General features: G+C 60.8%; 20 protein-coding genes and 1 tRNA gene. 11 read left to right on the forward strand and 10 right to left on the reverse strand.

The genetic code is table 11. From position 1 onward, the window contains the following. Positions 1-46 precede the first annotated feature (46 nt). Together ACPYOI_RS15575 and uxaC are read right to left on the reverse strand one after the other, a co-directional pair. The gene (locus tag ACPYOI_RS15575) at positions 47-1,501 is read right to left on the reverse strand and encodes a mannitol dehydrogenase family protein (RefSeq protein WP_481415627.1); all 1,455 of its coding nucleotides are present in this window, start codon (positions 1,499-1,501) and stop codon (positions 47-49) included. Next, positions 1,498-2,913 carry a glucuronate isomerase gene (uxaC, locus tag ACPYOI_RS15580; protein ID WP_481415628.1) on the reverse strand — a complete coding sequence of 472 codons (1,416 nt, stop codon included), beginning with the start codon at positions 2,911-2,913 and terminating at the stop codon, positions 1,498-1,500. Before uxaC ends, ACPYOI_RS15575 begins: the two co-directional genes overlap by 4 nt. 169 nt (positions 2,914-3,082) lie before the next feature. Between uxaC and ACPYOI_RS15585 the strand changes: the two genes are divergently transcribed. Further along, complete coding sequence (locus ACPYOI_RS15585) at positions 3,083-3,292, forward strand: SlyX family protein (RefSeq protein ID WP_481415629.1); 210 nt, start codon at positions 3,083-3,085, stop codon at positions 3,290-3,292. Positions 3,293-3,333: 41 nt separating this feature from the next. Here ACPYOI_RS15585 and ACPYOI_RS15590 read toward each other — a convergent pair whose 3' ends face one another. After that, entirely contained in the window at positions 3,334-4,815 is a 1,482-nt protein-coding gene (locus tag ACPYOI_RS15590) for an NAD-dependent succinate-semialdehyde dehydrogenase (RefSeq protein WP_481415630.1), read from the reverse strand. 21 nt (positions 4,816-4,836) lie between these two features. After that, a complete protein-coding gene (locus ACPYOI_RS15595) occupies positions 4,837-6,117 on the reverse strand; it encodes a 4-aminobutyrate--2-oxoglutarate transaminase (protein WP_481415631.1) in 1,281 nt (426 codons plus the stop codon). A 200-nt stretch (positions 6,118-6,317) separates the two neighbouring features. Between ACPYOI_RS15595 and ACPYOI_RS15600 the strand changes: the two genes are divergently transcribed. From ACPYOI_RS15600 to ACPYOI_RS15610, 3 genes are all read left to right on the forward strand, one after another. Beyond that, positions 6,318-7,127, forward strand: a complete 810-nt coding sequence (locus ACPYOI_RS15600) for a MerR family transcriptional regulator (RefSeq protein ID WP_481415632.1) — start codon at positions 6,318-6,320, stop codon at positions 7,125-7,127. Between the two features lie 85 nt (positions 7,128-7,212). Further along, complete coding sequence (locus ACPYOI_RS15605; protein WP_481415633.1) at positions 7,213-7,839, forward strand: ribonuclease D; 627 nt, start codon at positions 7,213-7,215, stop codon at positions 7,837-7,839. Positions 7,840-8,068: 229 nt separating this feature from the next. Further along, positions 8,069-9,628, forward strand: coding sequence for a hypothetical protein (locus ACPYOI_RS15610; RefSeq protein ID WP_481423010.1), 1,560 nt, complete (start codon positions 8,069-8,071; stop codon positions 9,626-9,628). Positions 9,629-9,702: 74 nt separating this feature from the next. Here ACPYOI_RS15610 and rpsA read toward each other — a convergent pair whose 3' ends face one another. The 4 genes from rpsA to aroA all read right to left on the reverse strand — a co-directional run bounded on the left by rpsA (position 9,703) and on the right by aroA (position 14,215). Continuing rightward, positions 9,703-11,403 carry a 30S ribosomal protein S1 gene (gene rpsA, locus ACPYOI_RS15615; RefSeq protein ID WP_168827831.1) on the reverse strand — a complete coding sequence of 567 codons (1,701 nt, stop codon included), beginning with the start codon at positions 11,401-11,403 and terminating at the stop codon, positions 9,703-9,705. A 169-nt stretch (positions 11,404-11,572) separates the two neighbouring features. Then, positions 11,573-12,217 (reverse strand): (d)CMP kinase, encoded by a 645-nt coding sequence (gene cmk / locus ACPYOI_RS15620; protein ID WP_481415635.1) that lies wholly within the window; start codon positions 12,215-12,217, stop codon positions 11,573-11,575. Beyond that, positions 12,214-12,858 carry an FMN-binding negative transcriptional regulator gene (locus ACPYOI_RS15625; protein ID WP_481415636.1) on the reverse strand — a complete coding sequence of 215 codons (645 nt, stop codon included), beginning with the start codon at positions 12,856-12,858 and terminating at the stop codon, positions 12,214-12,216. Before ACPYOI_RS15625 ends, cmk begins: the two co-directional genes overlap by 4 nt. A 4-nt stretch (positions 12,859-12,862) precedes the next feature. After that, a complete protein-coding gene (aroA, locus tag ACPYOI_RS15630; protein WP_481415637.1) occupies positions 12,863-14,215 on the reverse strand; it encodes a 3-phosphoshikimate 1-carboxyvinyltransferase in 1,353 nt (450 codons plus the stop codon). A 274-nt stretch (positions 14,216-14,489) separates the two neighbouring features. On the opposite strand from aroA, the gene ACPYOI_RS15635 reads away from it, so the two are divergent. The 6 genes from ACPYOI_RS15635 (at position 14,490) to ACPYOI_RS15660 (ending at position 18,878) form a co-directional block, all read left to right on the forward strand. Beyond that, positions 14,490-14,873: a TIGR02300 family protein gene (locus tag ACPYOI_RS15635; RefSeq protein WP_168827835.1), complete on the forward strand. Its 384-nt coding sequence runs from the start codon at positions 14,490-14,492 to the stop codon at positions 14,871-14,873. A 147-nt stretch (positions 14,874-15,020) separates the two neighbouring features. Then, a tRNA-Ala gene (locus ACPYOI_RS15640) sits at positions 15,021-15,096 on the forward strand. A 233-nt stretch (positions 15,097-15,329) separates the two neighbouring features. Continuing rightward, complete coding sequence (locus ACPYOI_RS15645; RefSeq protein WP_481423011.1) at positions 15,330-16,316, forward strand: COG3904 family protein; 987 nt, start codon at positions 15,330-15,332, stop codon at positions 16,314-16,316. A gap of 144 nt (positions 16,317-16,460) precedes the next feature. Continuing rightward, positions 16,461-17,585, forward strand: a complete 1,125-nt coding sequence (recF, locus tag ACPYOI_RS15650; RefSeq protein ID WP_481423012.1) for a DNA replication/repair protein RecF — start codon at positions 16,461-16,463, stop codon at positions 17,583-17,585. Then, complete coding sequence (locus tag ACPYOI_RS15655) at positions 17,582-18,391, forward strand: molybdopterin-synthase adenylyltransferase MoeB (RefSeq protein WP_481415640.1); 810 nt, start codon at positions 17,582-17,584, stop codon at positions 18,389-18,391. Before recF ends, ACPYOI_RS15655 begins: the two co-directional genes overlap by 4 nt. A 10-nt stretch (positions 18,392-18,401) precedes the next feature. After that, positions 18,402-18,878, forward strand: coding sequence for a GNAT family N-acetyltransferase (locus ACPYOI_RS15660; RefSeq protein WP_481415641.1), 477 nt, complete (start codon positions 18,402-18,404; stop codon positions 18,876-18,878). Here ACPYOI_RS15660 and ACPYOI_RS15665 read toward each other — a convergent pair. Then, on the reverse strand, positions 18,864-19,865 hold the full coding sequence (locus tag ACPYOI_RS15665) for a 2-hydroxyacid dehydrogenase (RefSeq protein ID WP_481415642.1): 1,002 nt from the start codon (positions 19,863-19,865) through the stop codon (positions 18,864-18,866). The genes ACPYOI_RS15660 and ACPYOI_RS15665 overlap by 15 nt on opposite strands. A gap of 183 nt (positions 19,866-20,048) precedes the next feature. Between ACPYOI_RS15665 and ACPYOI_RS15670 the strand changes: the two genes are divergently transcribed. Beyond that, entirely contained in the window at positions 20,049-20,588 is a 540-nt protein-coding gene (locus tag ACPYOI_RS15670) for an SH3 domain-containing protein (protein WP_481415643.1), read from the forward strand. On the opposite strand, the gene ACPYOI_RS15675 is transcribed toward ACPYOI_RS15670, so the two are convergent. Beyond that, positions 20,581-20,978 (reverse strand): PfkB family carbohydrate kinase (locus ACPYOI_RS15675; protein WP_481423013.1); only part of this gene is annotated, 398 nt, incomplete at its 5' end. The genes ACPYOI_RS15670 and ACPYOI_RS15675 overlap by 8 nt on opposite strands.

Genomic DNA, 20,978 nt, shown 5'->3' on the forward strand with positions numbered 1-20,978 from the left:
GAGGGAAGGCGGCTGTCGCCGCATGCTGCCACTGAAAGCCCAGGCTTCAAATCAGCGGCAGCTTGTTGTCCTGGATCAGGATTTCCAGCTTGTTGGCGACGTCTTCCGTCCAGGCCACATTCTTCGTGAGTGCCGCAGGGAAAAGTCCGGGCAAGCCGAAAAGCGCCGCCGAAACAGCCGGGCCATTCCGCGGCACGTCGGCAAGGATAGCTGCAATCTCGGCCGATCGCGGATCGCGCAGCTCATAGCGTTGGCCGTTCCGATCGACACCCAGTGCGTAGCGCATCCACGCGGCAACTGCGATTGCGTAGGTCTCCGCCTTGCTGCCATGAGCAAGCGCTTCCGTTGCCGGCTCCAGCAGCCGCTGCGGCAGCTTCTGCGTGCCGTCCATGGCGATCTGATAGGTGCGGTGGGCGATCGCCTTGTTTGCAAAGCGTGCTATTAGCTCGTCTGCGTAATGGTCCAGATCAATGCCGGGAACAGGATCGAGCGTTGCCGCCGCCGAGTTCATCTGCCGCCGTGCAAGCGCGGCCAGACCGGCGTCGTCCATGACGTCACGAACGTATTCATAGCCACCTATGTATCCGAGGTAGGCGAGCAGAGAATGCGCCCCGTTCAGCATTCGGAGCTTCATCTTTTCATAGGCTGAAACCTCCTCGACCATCAGCGCACCGGCCTTCTCCCACGCAGGACGGCCATTCGCGAAATGGTCCTCGATCACCCATTGGGTGAAGGGCTCGGTCTCGATCGCTGCCAGATCCACCCGCCCGGTCAGGCGTTCGGCATCGGCATAGGTGGCGTCGGTACTCGCCGGCGTGATGCGATCGACCATGGTCGACGGAAAAGGCACGTTCTCCTCTATCCAGTCGTGCAAATCGGGATCGATGCGGCTCGCGAATTCGAGGACGAGGCGCTTCAGGACCGCACCGTTGCTTGGCAGATTGTCGCAGCTGAGCGGCGTAAAGGGCGCAATGCCTTTTTCCCGCCGCCGGGCCAGCCCCTCGACAAGGTAGCCAACAACGCCGCGCGGCGCATGCCGGTTTGCAAGATCGGCAGCGATGTCGGCATGGTTGAGATCGAGGCCGCCGCTGTGCGGATCAAAACCATAGGCCTTTTCCGTCACCGTCAGACTGACAATGCGGATCGCAGGGTCTTCGAGGCGTTGCAGCAGCCCTGCGGGATCACGCGTCGCAACATGCGCCTTGAGAATCGGACCCACGACCTGGGCCGTCGTTCCCGACGTATCGCGGATCAGCATCGTATAGAGGCCGTTCTGCTCGTTCAGGTGATCCGCAACATCGGCGGTGCGAAGGCTTGCAACCTCGATACCCCAATCGCCACCGCCCGCCGCGAGCGCCGCATCGGTGAAGGGTGCGAAATGCGCACGAAAGAAAGCGCCGGGTCCGAGATGCAGAATGCCGGCCTTCAGCTGGCTTCGATCATAGGCCGGAAGCCTGGCCGCCGGCGCGAGACCGGTCAGGTTTTGCAGTCGCTCCGTCACAGCTTGTACGCCTTCTTCGCATTGTCATAGGAAAGGTCCCGGGCGACGATTTCGGCATCCGCCTTTGAAATCCGGTGCTCGGCTGCAAGCTGCGCCAGGAAGCGGCAGACCTCACGGCGCCAGACATCGTGGCGGGCGGGGATCGAGAGCAGCGCGCGCGTATCGTCGTTGAAGCCTGCGAGATTGACGAAGCCCGCGGTCTCGACCACCTGGTCGAGATAGCGACGGATGCCGTTCGGGCTGTCGTGGAACCACCAGGGCGGCCCGATCATCAGGCATTCCCAGTGCCCAGCCATCGGCGCCAGTTCGCGGGCATAGGTCGTCTCGTCGAGGGTGAAGAGCAGGACCTTTAGACCGGGCGCGTGGCCATATTTCGAAAGCAGCGCGTTCAGCCCGCCGACCCAATCCGTGCGGGTGGGAATATCCGCGCCCATGTTCGGTCCGCGCGTCTGGAAAAGGGTGCTGTCGGTGTTGCGGCGCGAACCGGCATGGATCTGCATCACCATGCCGTCTTCGGCCGAAAGCCCGGCCATTTCCGTCATCATCAGGCCACGGAAGAGTTCGGCCTCGGCTGCTGTAAGCGGTCCCTTCAGAGCCTTGTCGAGCAGCGCCTGCTTGTCGGCAAGCGGAAGATCGGCTGTAAACGCCGTCGGCACGCCGTGGTCCGTCGCCGTTGCGCCGAACTGGCGGAAGAAGGCGCGGCGCTTGCGGTGTGCGTCGATCATGCCGTCCCAGCGTGTAACATCGCTGCCGGTGATTTCGCCGAACTTGATCAGGTTGTCGCGGAAGCCGGCGGCGTCAGGATCGGTGACGCTATCAGGCCGGTAGGTCGTGCGGACCTTGCCGATCCAGCCGTCCTTCTGCATCTTCTGGTGATGAACGAGTGGGTCGAGCGCACCTTCCGTGGTCGCGATCGTTTCGATACCGAAACGGCTGTGCAGGGCACGCGGGCGGAATTCGGGTTTGGCCAGCTGCTCGTTGATGTGGTCGTAGCGCCTGTCGGCATTATCTGGCGTCAGCGGTTCCGTGCAGCCGAGCACAGCGGACATTGCATGATCGACCCACAGGCTCGACGGCGTACCCCGGAAAAGGTGATACCGCGCAGCGAAAGCGCGCCAGATCGTGCGACCCTGAGCGACCGGCTTGCCATCAAGGCGCGGCACGCCGAGCTCGTCGAGCTTGGAGCCTGTGCTGTGCAGCATGCGGAAGAGATAGTGATCGGGAATGACAAGCAGCGAAGCCGCGTCCTCGAACGGCTTATCGTCGGCGAACCAGGCCGGTTCAGTGTGCCCATGCGGGCTGACGATCGGAAGATTGCGGACCGTCTCGTAGAGGTCGCGCGCGATGGTTCGTGTTGCCGGATCGGCCGGAAAGAGCCGGTCCGGATGAAGAAAGCCGTTCCCTACATCCATCAGATATCCTCCCTGATAGCGTAGGGCCTACCTCACCAACGAGGGGACGACAAGCCCTATTAGTAACTAAACGGTTCACTTTCGGAATCGTTTTTCGCGAGCCTCGAAAGAATTGACCTGAAGGCCTGTTTCGGCTTTGAAAGGCCACTTATTGCCGGGAGAGAAATCGATGGCCGAAGAGACAAGCCGCATCACCAAGCTCGAGGAGACGGTTGCGCATCAGGCAAAGACGATCGACGAGCTTTCCGATCAACTTGCGGAACAATGGAAGGTTGTCGAGCAGATGCGCGCGAAACTCGACCGCCTGACGGAGCGTTTTCTGTCGCTGGAGGAGCAATCGCTGGAAGCGCCGACGATAACAAAGCCGCCGCATTATTGAGGCGGAAATAAAAAGGGCGCCCGGGGCGCCCTTTGTTTGGTTCAGAGATTGCCGATGCAGAGATACTTCATTTCGAGGTAGTCGTCTGCGCCATGGCGCGAGCCCTCACGGCCAAGGCCGGATTGCTTGATGCCGCCGAACGGTGCCGTCTCGGTGGACATCAGCCCGGTATTGATGCCGACCATGCCGTATTCCAGCGCCTCGGCAACCTTCCAGACCTTCTTCAGATCGCCCGCGAAGAAATAGGCAGCAAGGCCGAATTCCGTGTCGTTCGCCTGGGCGATGACTTCCTCGACAGTATCGAAGCGGAAGAGCGGCGCAACGGGACCGAAGGTTTCCTCCCTGGCGACCTTCATGCCCTTGGCGACGCCGGTCAGAACGGTCGGCGTGAAGAAGGTGCCCGCACCTTCGATGCGCTTGCCGCCGGTCAGCACCTTGGCGCCCTTGGAAAGCGCGTCGCTGACGTGATCCTCGACCTTGGCAAGGCCCTGCTCGTCAATCAACGGGCCGATCGCGACGCCGGCCGTGAAACCGTCGCCGACCGACATCGCGTCCACCTTCGCGGCCAGCTTGGCCGCGAATGCGTCGTAGATGCCGGACTGCACGTAGAGCCGGTTGGCGCAGACGCAGGTCTGACCCGCATTGCGGTATTTCGAGGCGATCGCACCTTCGACGGCGGCATCGAGATCGGCATCGTCGAAGACGATGAACGGCGCGTTGCCGCCAAGCTCGAGGCTCACCTTCTTGATCTGGTCAGCGCACTGGCGCATCAGGATGCGGCCGACTTCCGTCGAACCGGTGAAGCTGATCTTGCGGACCTTATCGTTGCCGCAGAGCTCCTTGCCGATCGCCGGGCCGTCTTCGCCTACGATGACATTGAAGACGCCGGCCGGAACGCCGGCCTGCTCGGCAAGAACCGCGAGCGCAATCGCCGAAAGCGGCGTCTGCTCGGCGGGCTTGGAAACGACGGTGCAGCCGACGGCAAGTGCAGGAGCGATCTTGCGGGTGATCATCGCGGCCGGGAAGTTCCAGGGCGTGATCGTGCCGACGACGCCGACGGGCTGCTTGATGACAATCATGCGCTTGTCGTTCGACGGCGCAGGAATCGTTTCGCCGTAGATGCGCTTGGCTTCCTCGGCATACCATTCGATGTAGGCAGCGGCGTAGAGGATTTCGCCGCGGGCTTCCGGAAATGGCTTGCCCATCTCGGCCGTCAGGATCGCGGCCAGCTCGTCGGCATTGGCAACCATCAGATCGAACCACTTCCGCAGGATTGCGCTGCGTTCCTTTGCAGGACGTGCTGCCCAGGCGGGCTGGGCGGCGTAAGCGGCGTCGATCGCCACGCGCGTTTCGGCTGCGCCCATATCCGGTAGCGAAGCGAGGACTTCGCCGGTCGCCGGGTTCAGAACATCGAAGGTTTTCGTGGCTCCGCCTTTCGTCCACTCGCCATTGATGTAGCCGGTGTCGCGGAGGAATGGTGAGGAAAAGGGAACGTGCTTGGTCAGTGCAGTCGTGAATGCCATGTCATTTACTCCGAAGGGCGGTTACTTGCCCGCACTTGCTTCAAGGATTGAGGCTTCGAGGATATCGAGCGCTTCGCCGAAGATATCGTCCTGAATGGTAATCGGGGCAAGGAAGCGGATGACGTTTCCGTGCACGCCGCAGGTCAAAAGAATGAGACCTTTCTCCAGCGCGATCAGGCGAACCTTGTTGGCAAACTCGGCGCTTGGCAGCTTGGTGGTCTTGTCATTGAACTCGACGGCGTTCATGAAACCCGGACCGCGGATGTCGGCGATCTCGGCCGCCTTGTCGCGCAGCGATTCCAGCCGCTGCTTCAGGCGGCCGCCGAGCTGATTGGCGCGATTGCAGAGATCCTCGTCCTTGATCACGTCGAGGACGGCATGGGCAGCGGCGATGCCAAGCGGGTTGCCGCCATAGGTGCCGCCGAGGCCGCCCGGTCCCGGGGCATCCATGATTTCCGCCCGGCCGGTGACTGCAGCCAGCGGGAAACCGCCGGCGAGGCTCTTCGCCATGGTTATCAGGTCGGGTGCGACCTCATGATGATCCATCGCAAACATCTTGCCGGTGCGAGCAAAGCCCGTCTGCACCTCGTCAGCAATTAAGAGAATGCCGTGCCGGTCGCAAAGCTCGCGAAGCGCTTTCATGAAGGCCGTTGGAGCCGGATAGAAGCCGCCTTCGCCCTGGACCGGCTCGATGATGATTGCGGCAACGCGCTGCGGATCGACGTCCGCTGCAAACAGCTTGTTCAGCGCCGCGAGCGGTTGTTCGGCGGTGACGCCATGCAGTTCGACAGGGAAGGGCACATGGAAAACGTCGCCTGGCATTGCGCCGAAGCCGACCTTATAGGGCACGACCTTGCCTGTCAGCGCCATGCCCATAAATGTGCGGCCGTGGAAGCCGCCGCCAAAGGCGATGACGGCCGAGCGGCCGGTCGCAGCGCGCGCGATCTTCACGGCGTTTTCGACGGCCTCGGCTCCCGTCGTCACGAAGATCGTCTTCTTGGCGAAGTCCCCGGGCGTCAGCTGGTTCAGGCGTTCTGCGAGATGCACATAGCTTTCGTAGGGCACGACCTGATGGCAGGTGTGGGTGAAGCGATCCAGCTGCTCCTTGACCGCTGCGATCACGCGTGGATGGCGGTGACCCGTATTGAGCACCGCGATGCCGGCAGCGAAATCAATATAGCGCCGCCCCTCCTTGTCCCAGATCTCGGAATTTTCCGCGCGGTCAGCATAGATCTGCGTGGTCATGCCGACGCCGCGGGAAATCGCAGCGTTCTTCCGGTCTGTAAGGGTGATCGCGTTCATCGTTGCGCTCCTGCGCTCAAAGAGGTGAAATTACCTTGCATAAGTTCTGCAAGATATGTACAAAATTCCTACATTTTTCCTGCAAGAAATCAAGCGGCGTTTACTGCTTCAAACATCAAGGTTTTTGATGGATGCTCGCACCGAAAGATTCTGATAGCGAGCATGTTTGAAACCATAGGCAATCAGGGGTTTGATGCTTGATGAACGACAACGGCCCGGTACGCTATAAGGTGGCCGAAGTGGCAAGGCTGGCAGGCGTTTCCGCCTCCACTGTCCGCCTCTGGGAAAGCCAGGGACTGCTCGTTCCGGAACGCTCCGAAACGGGCCACCGGCAATATAGTGCAGACGACGTCGCCCGGCTGAAGCGGATATCGTGGTATCGCCTCGAGCGCGGCCTCAATCCGGCTGCGATCCGTGAGGCGCTGGAAAATGAGGAGCCGTCGGCCGAAGGCGTGGAGAACGGCGCCGTTTCCGATCTCGGCCGCAGGCTGCGCAGGCTTCGCCATGCCGCGGGAAAGACGCTCGAACAGGTCGCCGGCGATATCGGCGTCACGTCTTCCACGCTCTCGACCCTGGAGCGTACCTCTCAGGGCGTCAGCTTCAAGACCCTGCACGACCTCGCAGAATACTACGGCACAACGGTCTCGCGCCTTTCGGGTGAGGAGAGCGAACAGGGTGCTGAGATTGTCCGTTCCGGCGAATGGCGCACCTGGCCGCAGACCACGCCGGGCGTGACGGTGCAGCTGCTGGCCGAAGGCCGAAGGATGATGGATTGCCACCGGTTTGTGCTGGCACCGGGTGCCGCCAGCGAAGGCGCCTACAGGCACGAAGGAGAGGAGTTCATGCATGTCCTTTCCGGCCGCCTCGAACTCGTTCTCGATTCCGACCAGTTCTTCGATCTCGGTCCCGGCGACTCGCTCTATTTCGAGAGCCGCCGCTATCACTCCTGGCGCAATCGCCACGATGGCGAAACAGTGCTTCTGTGGATCAACACTCCGCCGACATTCTGACGCCGGCAGGGCCGAAAACCGGGTATCGCGCCGCCTGCCTTTGCGCTATAGCGCCACAAGAGACATTGAAACGATAGAGATACTCATGGCCGCCACCATCCGATACCACGAAGGCGATATTTCTGCGGAGGATGCCGCCCGCTACACCGGCGCAATCGCGATCGATACCGAGACGCTTGGCCTTGTGCCCCGCCGCGATCGGCTCTGCGTCGTGCAGCTCTCGTCGGGCGACGGCACGGCCGATGTCATCCGTATCGCCGCCGGCCAGAAGGAAGCACCAAACCTCGTCGCCTTGCTTGCCGATCCAACCCGCCAGAAGATCTTCCACTACGGCCGTTTCGATATCGCCGTGCTCTTCCACACCTTCGGCGTGACGACGGCGCCGGTCTTCTGCACCAAGATCGCCTCCCGTCTGTCACGCACCTATACGGACCGCCACGGTCTGAAGGACAATCTGAAGGAGATGCTCGACGTCGACGTCTCCAAGGCGCAGCAGTCCTCTGATTGGGCAGCGGCAACGCTTTCGCCGGCACAGCTCGAATATGCCGCCTCCGATGTGCTCTACCTGCACGCCCTGCGCGACAAGCTGACCGAGCGGCTGATCCGCGACGGCCGCATCGATCATGCAAACGCCTGCTTCGAATTCCTACCGACTCGCGCGAAGCTCGACCTGCTCGGCTGGGAAGAAGCGGATATCTTCGCCCACAGCTGACCTCTTCAGAACCAAAGACTTTCCTGCAGCGGCCGGACGGGACATCCCTCCGGCCGTTAGCATTTCATTAATGGCCCTTCGATAGGATTTTCATCAATCTTTATGCATTCGGCGGCGCCATGATGCGTCATGCGGACCCGGAGGTTTGCAGACGAATGCGAGGGGCCGGATGAGCGCGGCCCTCTTGTGATCTGCTTCCATCGTCACTTTGCGAAAGAAGGAGCATGCCATGCTGACTCCGGTTCGTGCAGCGTCAAATGTAAGCTTTTCCTCCAACGGTCAGACAGCCGCGCTCGCGACAAGCGGTTTGGAGCGATCAGTCGTCGTGCCGGTCCAGGCTGTCGAGGCCTCCAACCTGAATTCGGCAATTGCCGGCAAGCTCAATCTGCTGCTGATTGCCGCCAAGCAACAAATGTTCGAGGCCCTTCTCGAGGCGATTGAGGCTGCCTCGCGCGCCCTGCCGCTGCCGCGCGAGAGTGACGAAACGGATCTGGTCTTTGCCTCGCGTCTCGCGGATGCGATCCAGAAGTTGCCGCCTGCGAAAATCAACGAGATCGAACGCCAGCTGGCTGCGCAGGGCCAGAACCTGTCGCTGCGCCTCATTGCTGAGGCGTTGAAAAATCCGGCAGGACCGGAAGCTGCTCGCATCATCGCCTATCTGGAAACCCTCCCATACAAAGACCGCGATCTCGCCGCGCGTGCTGTCGTATACTCCTATCGCCAGAACGATGCTTCGCCGCTTCCCGGTGAGCAGCGCCCGAAAATACGTCTCCAAGGGGAAAGCCCGCCCGCCGCTTCATCGAGGGGGCAGTCGGTGACGGCCGCGACCTCGTATCCGGCCGGGCTCAGTCCGGTACGGCAGTCTGCCCAACTGGAGAAACAACCCGTCGAAAACATCGATGCCGTCCTCGATGAGCCCGATACTGCGGAGAGTACAGAGGTCAGACCACAGATCGAGGAAAAATCGCTGCCGGAAGAGCCGAAGGCAATTGTCGGAGAAAGGCTGGAGGCCGCCGGCGAAGAGCCTGTCACGGCGGAGAGCCCAATGGCGGACGAGTTGCCAATCGACGATCTCAAAGAGCAGCCCGTACCGGACGAGCCGGCCACGACCGTTCGAGAAGCGCAGGCAGGACCGCTTGGGTCGAAGGAATTTGCGAAACCCGATTCCGTCATTCCGAAAGCCTGGAGCGGCATACTCGCATCAATGACGGAGAAGGTCTCAGAACTGGTCGTTGCTATCATCGGAGAGCACAACGCCAGCGTTCTCTCGGAAGATCTCGCGACTGAGCACGCACCTACCGCCCTTGCGCTCGAAGAGGCCGCTGCGAAGGAGATGTCCGCTTTGCCGGCTGAAGCCGCTCAAGCGAGAGATGCGCAGCAGGTGGAAGCGGTTGTACGCCCCGCCGGCGCCGACGCTGCCACTCTGGCGCGCGAGCCGAAGGAGGTCGCGGCGCAGCCTGCGCTTGCGCCAGCCGAGCTCACCGAAGCGGCCCAGAAGGCCGGTCTCGTAAAACCCGCCGAGGGCTTCGCCTACGCGCAGCACCCTTACCACTTCGCCAAGCATTCAAGCGAACGCAAGGACGGCGAAATGCATCGCCGGGATCATGAAGGAAGCGGTTCTCAGAACCAGCACGCGCCGTCAGGCGAGCAGCACCAGGATGCCGAAGCAGACGAAGCTGGCCCTGAGGGCGTCTTACCGGACTTGCCTGAGCTGGAGGCTGCGCCGGCAGCGGGCACCGTCGCCGATCCAATTTACGCGCTCTACCAGCGCATGGCTGGCTGGGAATAATCGAAAAGCATTCGATCAAATAAAGAACCCGCCGGATCGCTCCGGCGGGTTCTTTGTCTCAAAGGCTAGAGCGATTACTCGCCGCGGTTCTTCAGAGCCGCGCCGAGGATGTCGCCGAGCGAAGCGCCGCTGTCGGACGAACCGAACTGAGCAACGGCTTCCTTCTCTTCTGCGATTTCCAGCGCCTTGATGGACAGCATGATCTTGCGGTCCTTCTTGGAGAAGTTGGTGACGCGGGCGTCAACAACCTGGCCGACCGAGAAGCGTTCCGGACGCTGCTCGTCGCGATCGCGCGAGAGGTCTGCACGGCGGATGAACGAGGTGATGTCTTCGTGCTCGACGAGCTTCACTTCGATGCCGCCATCGTTGACTGCGATGACTTCGCAGGAAACGACTGCATTCTTGCGCAGGTCGCCGGAAGCAGCTGCTTCGCCGACAGCGTCCTTGCCGAGCTGCTTGATGCCGAGCGAGATGCGCTCCTTTTCGACGTCAACATCGAGAACGACAGCCTTGACGACGTCACCCTTGTTGAACTCTTCGATGACCTGTTCGCCCGGACGGTTCCAGTCGAGGTCGGAGAGGTGCACCATGCCGTCAACGTCGCCGTCGAGACCGATGAACAGGCCGAATTCGGTCTTGTTCTTGACTTCGCCTTCGACTTCAGTGCCGGCCGGATGGTTGCGGGCGAATGCTGCCCACGGATTTTCCAGCGTCTGCTTCAGGCCGAGCGAAATGCGGCGCTTGGACGGATCGACTTCGAGAACGACGACTTCGACTTCCTGGCTCGTGGACAGGATCTTGCCGGGATGTACGTTCTTCTTGGTCCAGGACATTTCCGAGATGTGGATCAGGCCTTCGATGCCCGGCTCCAGCTCGACGAACGCACCGTAGTCGGTGATGTTCGTGACGGTACCGGAGATCTTCTTGCCTTCCGGATACTTGGCCTGGATGCCATCCCACGGATCCGACTCGAGCTGCTTCATGCCGAGCGAGATGCGGTGGGTTTCCTGGTTGATGCGGATGATCTGAACCTTGACCTGCTGGCCGATGTTCAGGATCTCAGACGGATGGTTCACACGGCGCCATGCCATGTCGGTGACGTGCAGCAGGCCGTCGATGCCGCCGAGATCAACGAACGCACCGTAGTCGGTGATGTTCTTGACGACGCCGTCAACAACCTGGCCTTCTTCGAGGTTCTGAACGATTTCAGAACGCTGCTCGGCACGGGATTCTTCCAGAACCGTACGGCGCGAAACCACGATGTTGCCGCGGCGCTTGTCCATCTTGAGGATTTCGAAGGGCTGCGGGTTGTGCATCAGCGGGGATACGTCGCGGATCGGACGGATGTCGACCTGAGAACGCGGCAGGAAGGCGATCGCACCGTCGAGATCGACCGTGAAGCCGCCCTTGACCTGGTTGAAGATCACGCCTTCGACGCGCTCGCCAGCTTCGAACTTGGCTTCGAGCTTGATCCAGCTTTCTTCGCGGCGAGCCTTCTCGCGCGACAGAACAGCTTCGCCAAGTGCGTTTTCGATGCGCTCGACGTAAACTTCGACTTCGTCGCCGACCTTCAGCGAACCGTCCTTGGCACGTGCGCCGAATTCCTTGAGCGCGATGCGGCCTTCGACCTTCAGGCCGACGTCAACAACGGCGACATCCTTTTCGATGCCGGTGACGATGCCCTTGGTGACATAGCCTTCAGCCAGATCGTTCTTGGCAAAGGACTCTTCGAGAAGGGCCGCGAAATCCTCGCGAGAGGGAGTAGCTACTGACATAAAATCTCCTGCGTGGCCTTCGATAGCTGCAAGGCCCACGTATGCGCCGGTTGGTTCGTGTTGAACGGGCCTGAACCCAGTCCGCCTCCCTGTCAGGAAGCAATCCGGCGCTTGGACGGAATTTCAGGCTTTTCAGAAGCGCCCCGCAAAGGCGGGAAAGCACTCGAATTCAGTTGTTTCGGCTCAAGGCCGCATCGATGATCGACTTTGCGGCTTGAAACGCGGCCTCTATACTCATTTCCGACGTATCAAGCAAGTGCGCGTCATCAGCTGGTTTCAAGGGGCTGTCGGCCCGTCCCATGTCGCGTTCGTCGCGTCGCTTCACATCCTCGAAAATCGCGTCGAAATCGGCAGTTCCTCCCTTGCCGATGATCTCGTCATAGCGGCGCTTTGCGCGCACCTCCGGAGAGGCCGTCACATAGAGCTTTACGGGTGCACCGGGGCAGACGACGGTGCCGATATCGCGCCCGTCGAGCACCGTGCCCGGCGCCCTTTCCGAAAACCGCCGCTGCGCCTCGACCAGCGCCCGGCGCACGGCCGGCATGACGGCAATCTTCGAGGCGGCTTCGCCGATCTCGTGGCTCGAAAGTATATCACGATTGAGCCCGCTGAGTTCAATCTTGTGGGCCATCTTTTCCGCGACCTGCTCGTCATCGAGCGCCAGCCCCGCATCGAGCAAGGCCTTTGCCGTAGCGCGATAGGTCAGCCCCGTATCCAGATGGTGGAACCGGTATTCATCGGCGATCCGGCGCGATAGCGTGCCCTTGCCTGCTGCTGCCGGCCCGTCGATGGCGATCGTAAATGTCTTGCTCAATGATTACCTTCCAGCCCGCCGTAGCGCTTTACCAGATCCACCATCTCCGCCTGGCCTTCCACCTCGTTCAAACCGGATGCCACCCCTTCGCGGTCTGCGACTGGCCGGTTCTGGCTGACCTTCCATTTGCCCTCGATCGCCGCGATCTCGATCTCGACGCCGATGATGCCTTTCAGCTGCGCCCGGACAAAATCCTCCGGCGCATCGTGGACGGCCCATGGTTCTTCGCGATTGCCTTCCTGCTGGCCGGTGATGGCGTTGATCTGCCGCAGCAGCCACTCGGCATTGTCGATAACTCGTGCTGGACCGCGCACCTGCACAATTGCGTAGTTCCACGTCGGCACGACTTTGCCGGTTTCCTGTTTGGTCCGGTACCAGGAAGGCGTCACGTAGGAATTTGCGCCCTGGAAAACGGCAAGCACCGGCGCACCGTCCTGAATATCACGCCACTGCCCATTCGCTTTGGCAAGGTGCAGCCGCAGCGTACCCTTCTCGGATGCATTCGCATCAAGGTGGAAAGGCACCGGATTGGCCATCAACCCCGAACCTCCTGCCGTGATCAGCAAACCGAGTGGATGGGCCTGGATCAGTTCATGCTGGACGCCAAGATCGTCTTCGCGAAAATGCGGCGGCTGGTACATGACTTTACTCCTGCTCGATCTTCGCGCCGAGACCTGCCATCAGGTCCATGAATTCCGGAAAACTGGTGGCGATCATCGTTGCGTCGTCAACGGTCACAGCATGCTCCGAAGCAAGCCCCATGACCAGGAAGCTCATGGCGATACGGTGATCGAGATGAGTCTTTACCCGGCCGCCGGATGCGTTGCCGAGCGCCTTGCCACCGGGCTTGCCGCGCACGACAAGGAAGTCCCGGCCTTCGTCGCAGTCAGCGCCATTCAGTTTCAGTCCGTCGGCGACGGCCGAAAGACGGTCGGATTCCTTGACGCGCAGCTCGTCCAGCCCCTTCATGACCGTCGCACCTTCTGCAAAGCAGGCGGCAACGGCGAGGACCGGATATTCGTCGATCATGGACGGAGCACGCTCTTCCGGCACGGTAACACCCTTGAGTTCGGAGGCGCGGACGCGCAGATCGGCGACGTCCTCGCCACCTGCAAGCCGCGCATTCAGCACTTCGATATTGGCGCCCATTTCCCGCAACGTCAGGATCAGCCCGGTGCGTGTCGGGTTCATCAGCACATTGAGAATGGTAATGTCGGAGCCTGGGACAATCAGTGCCGCCACGAGCGGGAAGGCTGTCGAGGACGGATCGCCCGGCACGTCGATGACCTGGCCCGTCAGTTTTCCGCGGCCTTCGAGCCGGATCGTTCGAACGCCTGCATGGTCGGTCTCGACGGAAAGCTCGGCGCCGAAGCGCTGCAGCATTTTCTCCGTGTGATCGCGCGTCATCACCGGTTCGATGACGGTCGTGATGCCTGGCGTATTGAGACCGGCGAGCAGCACGGCCGACTTCACCTGCGCGGATGCCATCGGCACGCGGTAAATTAATGGGCTTGGCGTTCCCGGCCCGTGCAGCGTCACCGGCAGCTTGTCGCCACCGGTGGATTTCACCTGCACGCCCATTTCACGCAGCGGATCGAGCACACGGCCCATCGGCCGCTCGGAAAGCGAAGCGTCGCCGATGAAGGTGCTTTCGAAATCATAGACGCCGACGAGGCCCATCGTCAGGCGGCAGCCGGTCCCGGCATTGCCGAAATCGAGCGGCGTCTCCGGAGCAAGCAGTGCCCCGTTGCCGGCACCGCGGATGATCCATTCATCGCCATCTTTGCGAACTGTGGCGCCCATCGCCTGCATCGCCCTGCCGGTATGGATGACGTCTTCACCTTCCAGAAGGCCGGTGATGCGCGTCTTGCCGGACGCAAGGCCTCCAAGCATGAAGGCGCGGTGCGAAATCGACTTGTCGCCCGGAATGCGGACCGTGCCCCTCAGGGCGGCGGATTTTCTCGCGGTGGCGGGTTTCGGCGCGGATCCATGCGACACGGAAAAATCCCTTGCAGAAGCGGCACAAATTCCCGCAAAATGCCTGGCCCTGCGTCAGTTCCCGGCTGGTTTTACGGCTTTGCCGGCTGGTTAACACAAAGTCGAAAGCCGGTCATCCTCCGGGCTTTGAAAAAGGCGGGCGCTGCTGCCATAAAGTTTGGCTTTGACATGGGGAGCATCAGCGATTATGGGGACCGGCTTATAAATTCCGATAGAAACGCCGGTTTGAACGGCATTTGCCGAATTTTGATTCGGCTATCTCACGAGGCTTATAGTGGCGAAAGCGGAACTTGGAACCAAGCGTACCGATCCGGAAACCGGCAAGAAGTTCTACGACTTGAACCGGGACCCGATCGTTTCTCCTTATACCGGCAAGTCCTACCCGTTGTCCTTCTTCCAGGAAACCTCGGCGGCTGCGGCTGCAGAGGCGACCGAAGAAGACGACGTGCAGGAAGTCGATACCGAGAACACAGAAGTCGAACTCGTATCGCTCGAGGATGCCGATGAAGGTGCAGCCGGCGACGATATCCCGGATATGGGCGACGACGACGTCGAAATCGAAGGCGATGACGACGACACCTTCCTCGAAGCCGAGGAAGACGAAGACGACGACATGAGCGACATCATCGGCGTCACCGGCGACGAAGACGAAGTCTGATCGAACGAACGTCGGCCCGGATGATAAAAAATCTCCGGGCCGGTTTTTTAGGCTTGCTATCTGCGAAAACCGCAAGTAAGAAGCCGCCACTCCGCCGGGCAACGCCGGGGAGTATCCCAGGACCGGCAAATACCGGACCACCCTGATGGGGCTATAGCTCAGCTGGGAGAGCGCTTGCATGGCATGCAAGAGGTCAGCGGTTCGATCCCGCTTAGCTCCACCAAGTTCTCCCCATTTATATGATTTCCGGTAGGTTTCGTAGAGCAACGACATGCTCTTTCTGGACCTACATTTTGGAGTTGGCGGCAGAGGTGTCGGGTGAACTCTTGAAATGCCATTTCCTCTTGATTCGCCTTATGATTGCTCCCCTAGTTACATGTTAACCCAGCTCTAAAAGTGAGTCTGAAATCTGTCTATGCGTACGCGACAGATATGAGGCGGATAAGGCAAAATCGAATGCAATTCGAGTACACTGAGCCTCAAACCGAAGCCGAGATATTATTTGGCGGCTTCTTCCATATCAACTTGATCGGTAGGATCGAGGAAGGTGACGATACGAAATTCGAGAAGTTTGTTGAGCGTTCCGCGCCGCCGCCTCGAACGAATGTCTACATTAACTCGACCGGCGGGCACGTAGAGGCCGCGATCAGGATCGGCAGGCTGATCCGTGATGCTTGGTTTTCTACGCTGGTTGGGTCTTACGTACTTGATAGCCAAAGCGCCGACGAGCTGATTATCCCTCGCAGGTTCATTCCTGGCAAATGTCTGAGTGCTGCCACTTTGATTTTTCTCGGTGGGCGACTTCGTCATTTCGACACCGGGTCGGAGTTCGGTGTCCATCAATTCTTCTTTAAAAACCCCACGCTTCACACTATCGACAAGTCGCAGAGACTATCCGCGGCAATCGCCCGATACATTGAGGACATGGGCATCCCGGCGGCCTTTCTGGAGCAGTCTGCTCTGACGCCAGGACACGACCTCTCGCTGCTCGCCGAAGAGCAGCTACGTGATTTGAGGGTGATTACGGGTGGAGAGACCGAAGCTAAGTGGGGCGTAGAAGTACATCAGGGCGTAATGTGGGTCAGAGGAGAACGAGACTCCCTATACGGGCATGGAAAGGTGATTCTCTGCTACTCCAATTCCGATAGGTTTGCATTCGTCGCGATGGTAGAAGCGATGGGTCGAGAGCACGAGCTTCTGAATTTCGGGCTGATCGAAATTGTCGTCAACGGTGAAGGAATTCGAATTGACATCTCAGGCATCTACATAATGTTCATGGCTAAGCTCTCAGACGACGAGGCACGGATGCTTGCCTATGCAGAGAGTTTCGGAATTCACGTTCGAGCTAGCTCTGAGGCTGGAATTTTCCTTGGAATTGCTGCCATTTCCACGGATGGTGGTCAAGAAAAGCTTAATGGACTTTTTAGTCTGGCTGCCAGGTAGCTAACCGGCTTTGACGCGATCTAACCGGACTCGATTAAATCGGGTCCCTCTACCGTCGGAGGGGATCGTTGATCCCCGACTACAGCCTTGCCATCCACCCGGCTTCGGCATAGCTCTGCCCCGAACCACGAATCCGGATATTTGATGCCCCACAAGGTTTCCCTTTCGCGCCTGAAGCTGACCGACTTCCGCAATTATGCGACGGCGTCGCTGGCGCTCGACGGGCGGCATGTGGTGCTGACGGGGGATAATGGTGCCGGCAAGACCAATCTGATGGAGGCGGTCTCTTTCCTCTCGCCCGGACGGGGCCTGCGCCGCGCCACCTATTCCGATGTCACCCGCGTCGGCGCTCCGGCGGGGTTTTCGATCTTCGCCGAACTCGAGGGCATGGAGGGCCACGTCGAAATCGGGACCGGCGCCGATACCAGCGACGAGAACACCGGCCGCAGGCTGCGCATCAACGGCACGCCGGCAAAGACGGCCGACGAGCTGACGGACCATCTGCGTGTTCTCTGGCTGACGCCTGCCATGGATGGGCTTTTCACCGGTGGTTCTTCCGATCGCCGCCGCTTTCTCGACCGCCTGGTGCTATCGCTCGATCCGGCCCATGGCCGCCGCGCCAGCGATTTCGAGCGGGCGATGCGCAGCCGCAACAAGCTGCTGGACGAGGGCCGGTTCGATCCCTCCTGGCTGTCAGGCATCGAAGAGCAGATGGCAAGTCTCGGCATCGCCATGGCGCTGGCACGCCAGGAAATGCTCGGCCTGCTTGCCCGTCTCATTGAGGAAACGCGCGAAACCTCGCCTTTCCCCTCCGCCTCGCTCGAGCTCTCCGGGTTCATGGACGGCCAGCTCACGCGTCCTTCCGTCGATCTCGAAGACGAATATGCCGCAATGCTTGCCGAAAGCCGCTATCGCGACGCGGCTGCCGGTCGCACGCTCGATGGTCCGCACCGGGCCGATCTGCTCGTCCGCCACCGCGAGAAGCAGATGGAGGCGGAGCGCTGCTCGACCGGCGAGCAGAAGGCGCTGCTTGTCGGCCTGATCCTCGCCCATGCCAGGCTCGTTGCCAATCTCACAGGTCACGCACCGATCCTGCTTCTCGACGAAATCGCCGCGCATCTCGACGAGGGCCGGCGTGCCGCCCTCTTCGATCTCATCGATGCGCTTGGCGGCCAGGCCTTCATGACCGGAACCGATCGGTCGATGTTTGCCGTCCTCGGCGCGCGCGCGCAGTTTTTTACCGTGGCCGATGGCCGCGTCTTCGAATGACGGATGCGGCTTTCCCCACGCCTTCCGGCCATGCTAGCATCACCCGCATGGAACCTTTGAGCCCCGAAGAAATCGCAAGATATCAGCGTCATATCCTCCTGCCGGAGATCGGCGGGGCGGGCCAGCAAAAGCTGAAGGCAGCCCGTGTTCTGGTGATTGGAGCGGGCGGTCTCGGGGCGCCGGTCTTGCAGTATCTGGCAGCCGCGGGGGTCGGCACGCTCGGCATCGCCGACGACGATCGCGTATCGCTTTCCAATCTGCAGCGGCAGGTTATTCATGATTCCGGCACCATCGGCGAACTGAAGACGGAGAGCGCGGCCTTGGCCATCGCCCGGCTGAACCCGCATGTGAATGTCATCCGCTTCGCGGAGCGCTTTTCGACGGAGTGGGCCTTCCGCCATCTTTCCGGCTTTGATCTGTTGATCGACGGATCGGACAATTTCGAGACGCGCTACACGGCGGCCGATGCTGCCGAAAAAGCGGAAATCCCATTGGTGAGCGGCGCCGTCGGCCGTTTCGACGGTTCGCTGACGGTGCTGAAGCCCTACGAACGAAGCGAGGACGGGACGCTCAATCCCACCTACCGCGACCTCTTTCCGGAAATGCCGCCGGAGGGCCTCATTCCCGCCTGCGCCGAAACCGGCATCATCGGCGCTCTCACGGGGGTCATCGGCACGCTGATGGCGATGGAGGCGATCAAGCTTGTGACCGGCACCGGCGAGCCGCTGGTCGGCCGCCTGCTGCTCTACGATGCGCTTGCCGCCCGTTTCGATACTGTCCGCTACAAGCGACGCCGCCCAAGATAGAACCAGCCGCATGAAGATCATCCGGATCGATGCGAGTTTCGGCCGCTGGGGCGAGCTGCTGCAGCTGATCCTCTCGTCTTTCGCCTATATGAACGACCGCATCGATCCGCCGTCTTCCGCGCTCGGTCTGACGCCGCAATCGCTGGCCGAAAAGGCTGCCAACGAAATCGGCTATCTGGCGCTGGAAGGGGAAGATCTGCTTGGCTGCATGTTCCTGAAACAGGAGCCGGAATGCCTCTACATCGGCAAACTCGCCGTTGCCCCGGAGGCTCAGGGCGGGGGTGTCGGAAGGCAGCTGCTTCAAATCGCCGAAAGTGTTGCGAAAGAGCGTGGACTGCCTGCCATGCGGCTCGATACGCGCATCGAATTGACCGAAAACCACGCAGTGTTCGCTGGCTGGGGTTTTGCCAGGACGGCCGAGAAATCCCATCCAGGCTTCGACCGCGTTACCTATATCGAAATGCGCAAGGCTCTAACGGCCGGGTAGCACGCGATTCGGCGGCCGATGGCCGTCGATGAAGGTCCGGATATTGATGATCACCTTGTCGCCCATGTCGATCCGGCCTTCGATCGTCGCCGAACTCATGTGCGGGAGCAGCACCACCTTGCCCTCGTTCGCAAGCTTGACGAGCTTCGGATTGACCGCAGGTTCGTTCTCGAAAACGTCGAGTCCCGCGCCGGCGATCAGTCCCTCCCTCAGGCACTTGATCAGGGCGGCTTCATCCACGACGTCGCCGCGCGCCGTGTTGACGATGTAGGCGGTCGGCTGCAGCAGCGCGAGGCGGCGCGCGGAAATCAGATGGAACGTCGCCGGCGTCGAGGGGCAATTGATGGAAACGATATCGACGCGCGCCAGCATCTGGTCGAGGCTTTCCCAATAGGTCGCCTCCAGCTCCTCCTCGGTTGCCGGATTCACGCGCTTGCGGTTGTGATAGTGGATCGACAGGCCGAAAGCTTTGGCGCGGCGCGCCACTGCCGTGCCTATCCTGCCCATGCCGACAATGCCGATTCGCTTGCCGTGGATACGCCGACCGAGCATCCAGGTGGGTGACCACCCGGCCCATTCGCCCGGTTTGTCGGTAAGAACCCGCGCACCTTCACCGAGACGCCGCGGCACCGCGAGGATGAGCGCCATGGTCATGTCGGCTGTATCTTCGGTCAGCACGTTCGGCGTATTGGTAACCGTGATGCCCCTTCGGGCCGCGGCCTCGACATCGATATGGTCCGTACCGTTCGAAAAGCTTGCGATAAGCTTCATCTGTGGTCCGGCTTGCTCGATGAGGGCCGCATCGATGCGATCCGTCACGGTTGGCACCAGAACGTCGGCGGTCCTGACAGCCTCGATGAGCTGCGGAACCGAACGCGGCGAATCGTCGATGTTGAGCTCGGCGTCGAAGAGTTCCCGCATCCGGGTCTCCACCGCATCGGGCAGTTTCCGGGTGATATAGACCTTCGGTTTTTTCTTCGATGTCATCGCGGCCGGCCACGTTTGTTCAGAGGTCTTTAACCAAGACGGGGATATTTTTGGTCTCGGGCAATTTCTATCAGACCCGTACGCGAAGACAAATAAAAGTCGCGTATGGCGCTAGACGAATGTCGAAGTCCGGCGGTGAGCAGGCTGGACCTGCTCGCGAATTCGATTGAACGGAACTCTCCAATGCGTGGAAACTCTCTGAAGGTCTGCCTCGTTTTTGCGGTTGGTCTGATGCTTGCGGCAGGTACCGTCGAATCTGCCTGGGCCCAAGCGGCAAAGGGCCCGAGCGGTCTGCCGCTTCCGCGTTTCGTCACGCTGAAGTCGAAGCGCGTCAATCTCCGGATCGGCCCCGGCACGGATTACGCCGCCTCCTGGATGTATCTGAAGGCCGGGCTGCCGGTCGAAATCATCCAGGAATACGATAACTGGCGGCGCATCCGCGACGCGGACGGCACGGAAGGCTGGGTGAACCAGTCCCTGCTATCCGGGAAGCGTGCAGCAATCGCCGCTCCGTGGATGAAGGGCAAGGGTAAATCCGTTTACGTCAATGTGCGGCGGGAGCCGCAGGCCTCGGCGACAATCGTCGCCAAGCTGGAGCCGGGCGTGACGATCAATATCGGCGAATGCAACGGCGACTGGTGCCATGCCGATACCGACGGCGTCGAAGGCTGGGTAGCGCAGTCGGAAATCTGGGGCGCCTATCCAGGCGAAGCCTTCAAATAAGCTGCGCTTCACGGGCCGCTTCGGCAAGCGACTTCATGGGACGCGGCCCGATCTGCTGGATGACGATCCCGGCAGCAAGGCAGCCGAGCTTGCCGCAATCTTCCAGCGTCCGCGCCTGCGTGTAGCCGTAAAGGAAACCGGAGGCGAAGAGATCGCCAGCGCCCGTGGTATCGACCACTTCCTCGATCCGGATCGCATCGACGTACCAGCGCTCGTTGCCCTTCAGGATAACGGCGCCGTCTTCGCTCATCGTGACGGCTGCGATCTTGCAATCCTTGGCGATCTTGTTGAGCCCTTCCTCGAAATCCTCGGTCTCGTAGAGCGCGAGCAGTTCCTGGCGGTTGGCGAAAACGATGTCGACCGTGCCGGAGCGCATGAGGTCGAGGAATT

Source organism: Rhizobium sp. SVR5-2C (assembly GCF_056755115.1).

Coding starts and splice junctions, on each gene's coding strand:
- recF (WP_481423012.1), top strand. CDS start 16,461: ATGCCCCACAAGGTTTCCCTTTCGCGCCTGAAGCTGACCGACTTCCGC.
- ACPYOI_RS15600 (WP_481415632.1), top strand. CDS start 6,318: ATGAACGACAACGGCCCGGTACGCTATAAGGTGGCCGAAGTGGCAAGG.
- ACPYOI_RS15595 (WP_481415631.1), bottom strand. CDS start 6,117: ATGAACGCGATCACCCTTACAGACCGGAAGAACGCTGCGATTTCCCGC.
- ACPYOI_RS15585 (WP_481415629.1), top strand. CDS start 3,083: ATGGCCGAAGAGACAAGCCGCATCACCAAGCTCGAGGAGACGGTTGCG.
- ACPYOI_RS15655 (WP_481415640.1), top strand. CDS start 17,582: ATGACGGATGCGGCTTTCCCCACGCCTTCCGGCCATGCTAGCATCACC.
- ACPYOI_RS15660 (WP_481415641.1), top strand. CDS start 18,402: ATGAAGATCATCCGGATCGATGCGAGTTTCGGCCGCTGGGGCGAGCTG.
- ACPYOI_RS15670 (WP_481415643.1), top strand. CDS start 20,049: ATGCGTGGAAACTCTCTGAAGGTCTGCCTCGTTTTTGCGGTTGGTCTG.
- ACPYOI_RS15645 (WP_481423011.1), top strand. CDS start 15,330: ATGCAATTCGAGTACACTGAGCCTCAAACCGAAGCCGAGATATTATTT.
- ACPYOI_RS15610 (WP_481423010.1), top strand. CDS start 8,069: ATGCTGACTCCGGTTCGTGCAGCGTCAAATGTAAGCTTTTCCTCCAAC.
- ACPYOI_RS15665 (WP_481415642.1), bottom strand. CDS start 19,865: ATGACATCGAAGAAAAAACCGAAGGTCTATATCACCCGGAAACTGCCC.
- ACPYOI_RS15605 (WP_481415633.1), top strand. CDS start 7,213: ATGGCCGCCACCATCCGATACCACGAAGGCGATATTTCTGCGGAGGAT.
- ACPYOI_RS15590 (WP_481415630.1), bottom strand. CDS start 4,815: ATGGCATTCACGACTGCACTGACCAAGCACGTTCCCTTTTCCTCACCA.
- uxaC (WP_481415628.1), bottom strand. CDS start 2,913: ATGGATGTAGGGAACGGCTTTCTTCATCCGGACCGGCTCTTTCCGGCC.
- ACPYOI_RS15625 (WP_481415636.1), bottom strand. CDS start 12,858: ATGTACCAGCCGCCGCATTTTCGCGAAGACGATCTTGGCGTCCAGCAT.
- rpsA (WP_168827831.1), bottom strand. CDS start 11,403: ATGTCAGTAGCTACTCCCTCTCGCGAGGATTTCGCGGCCCTTCTCGAA.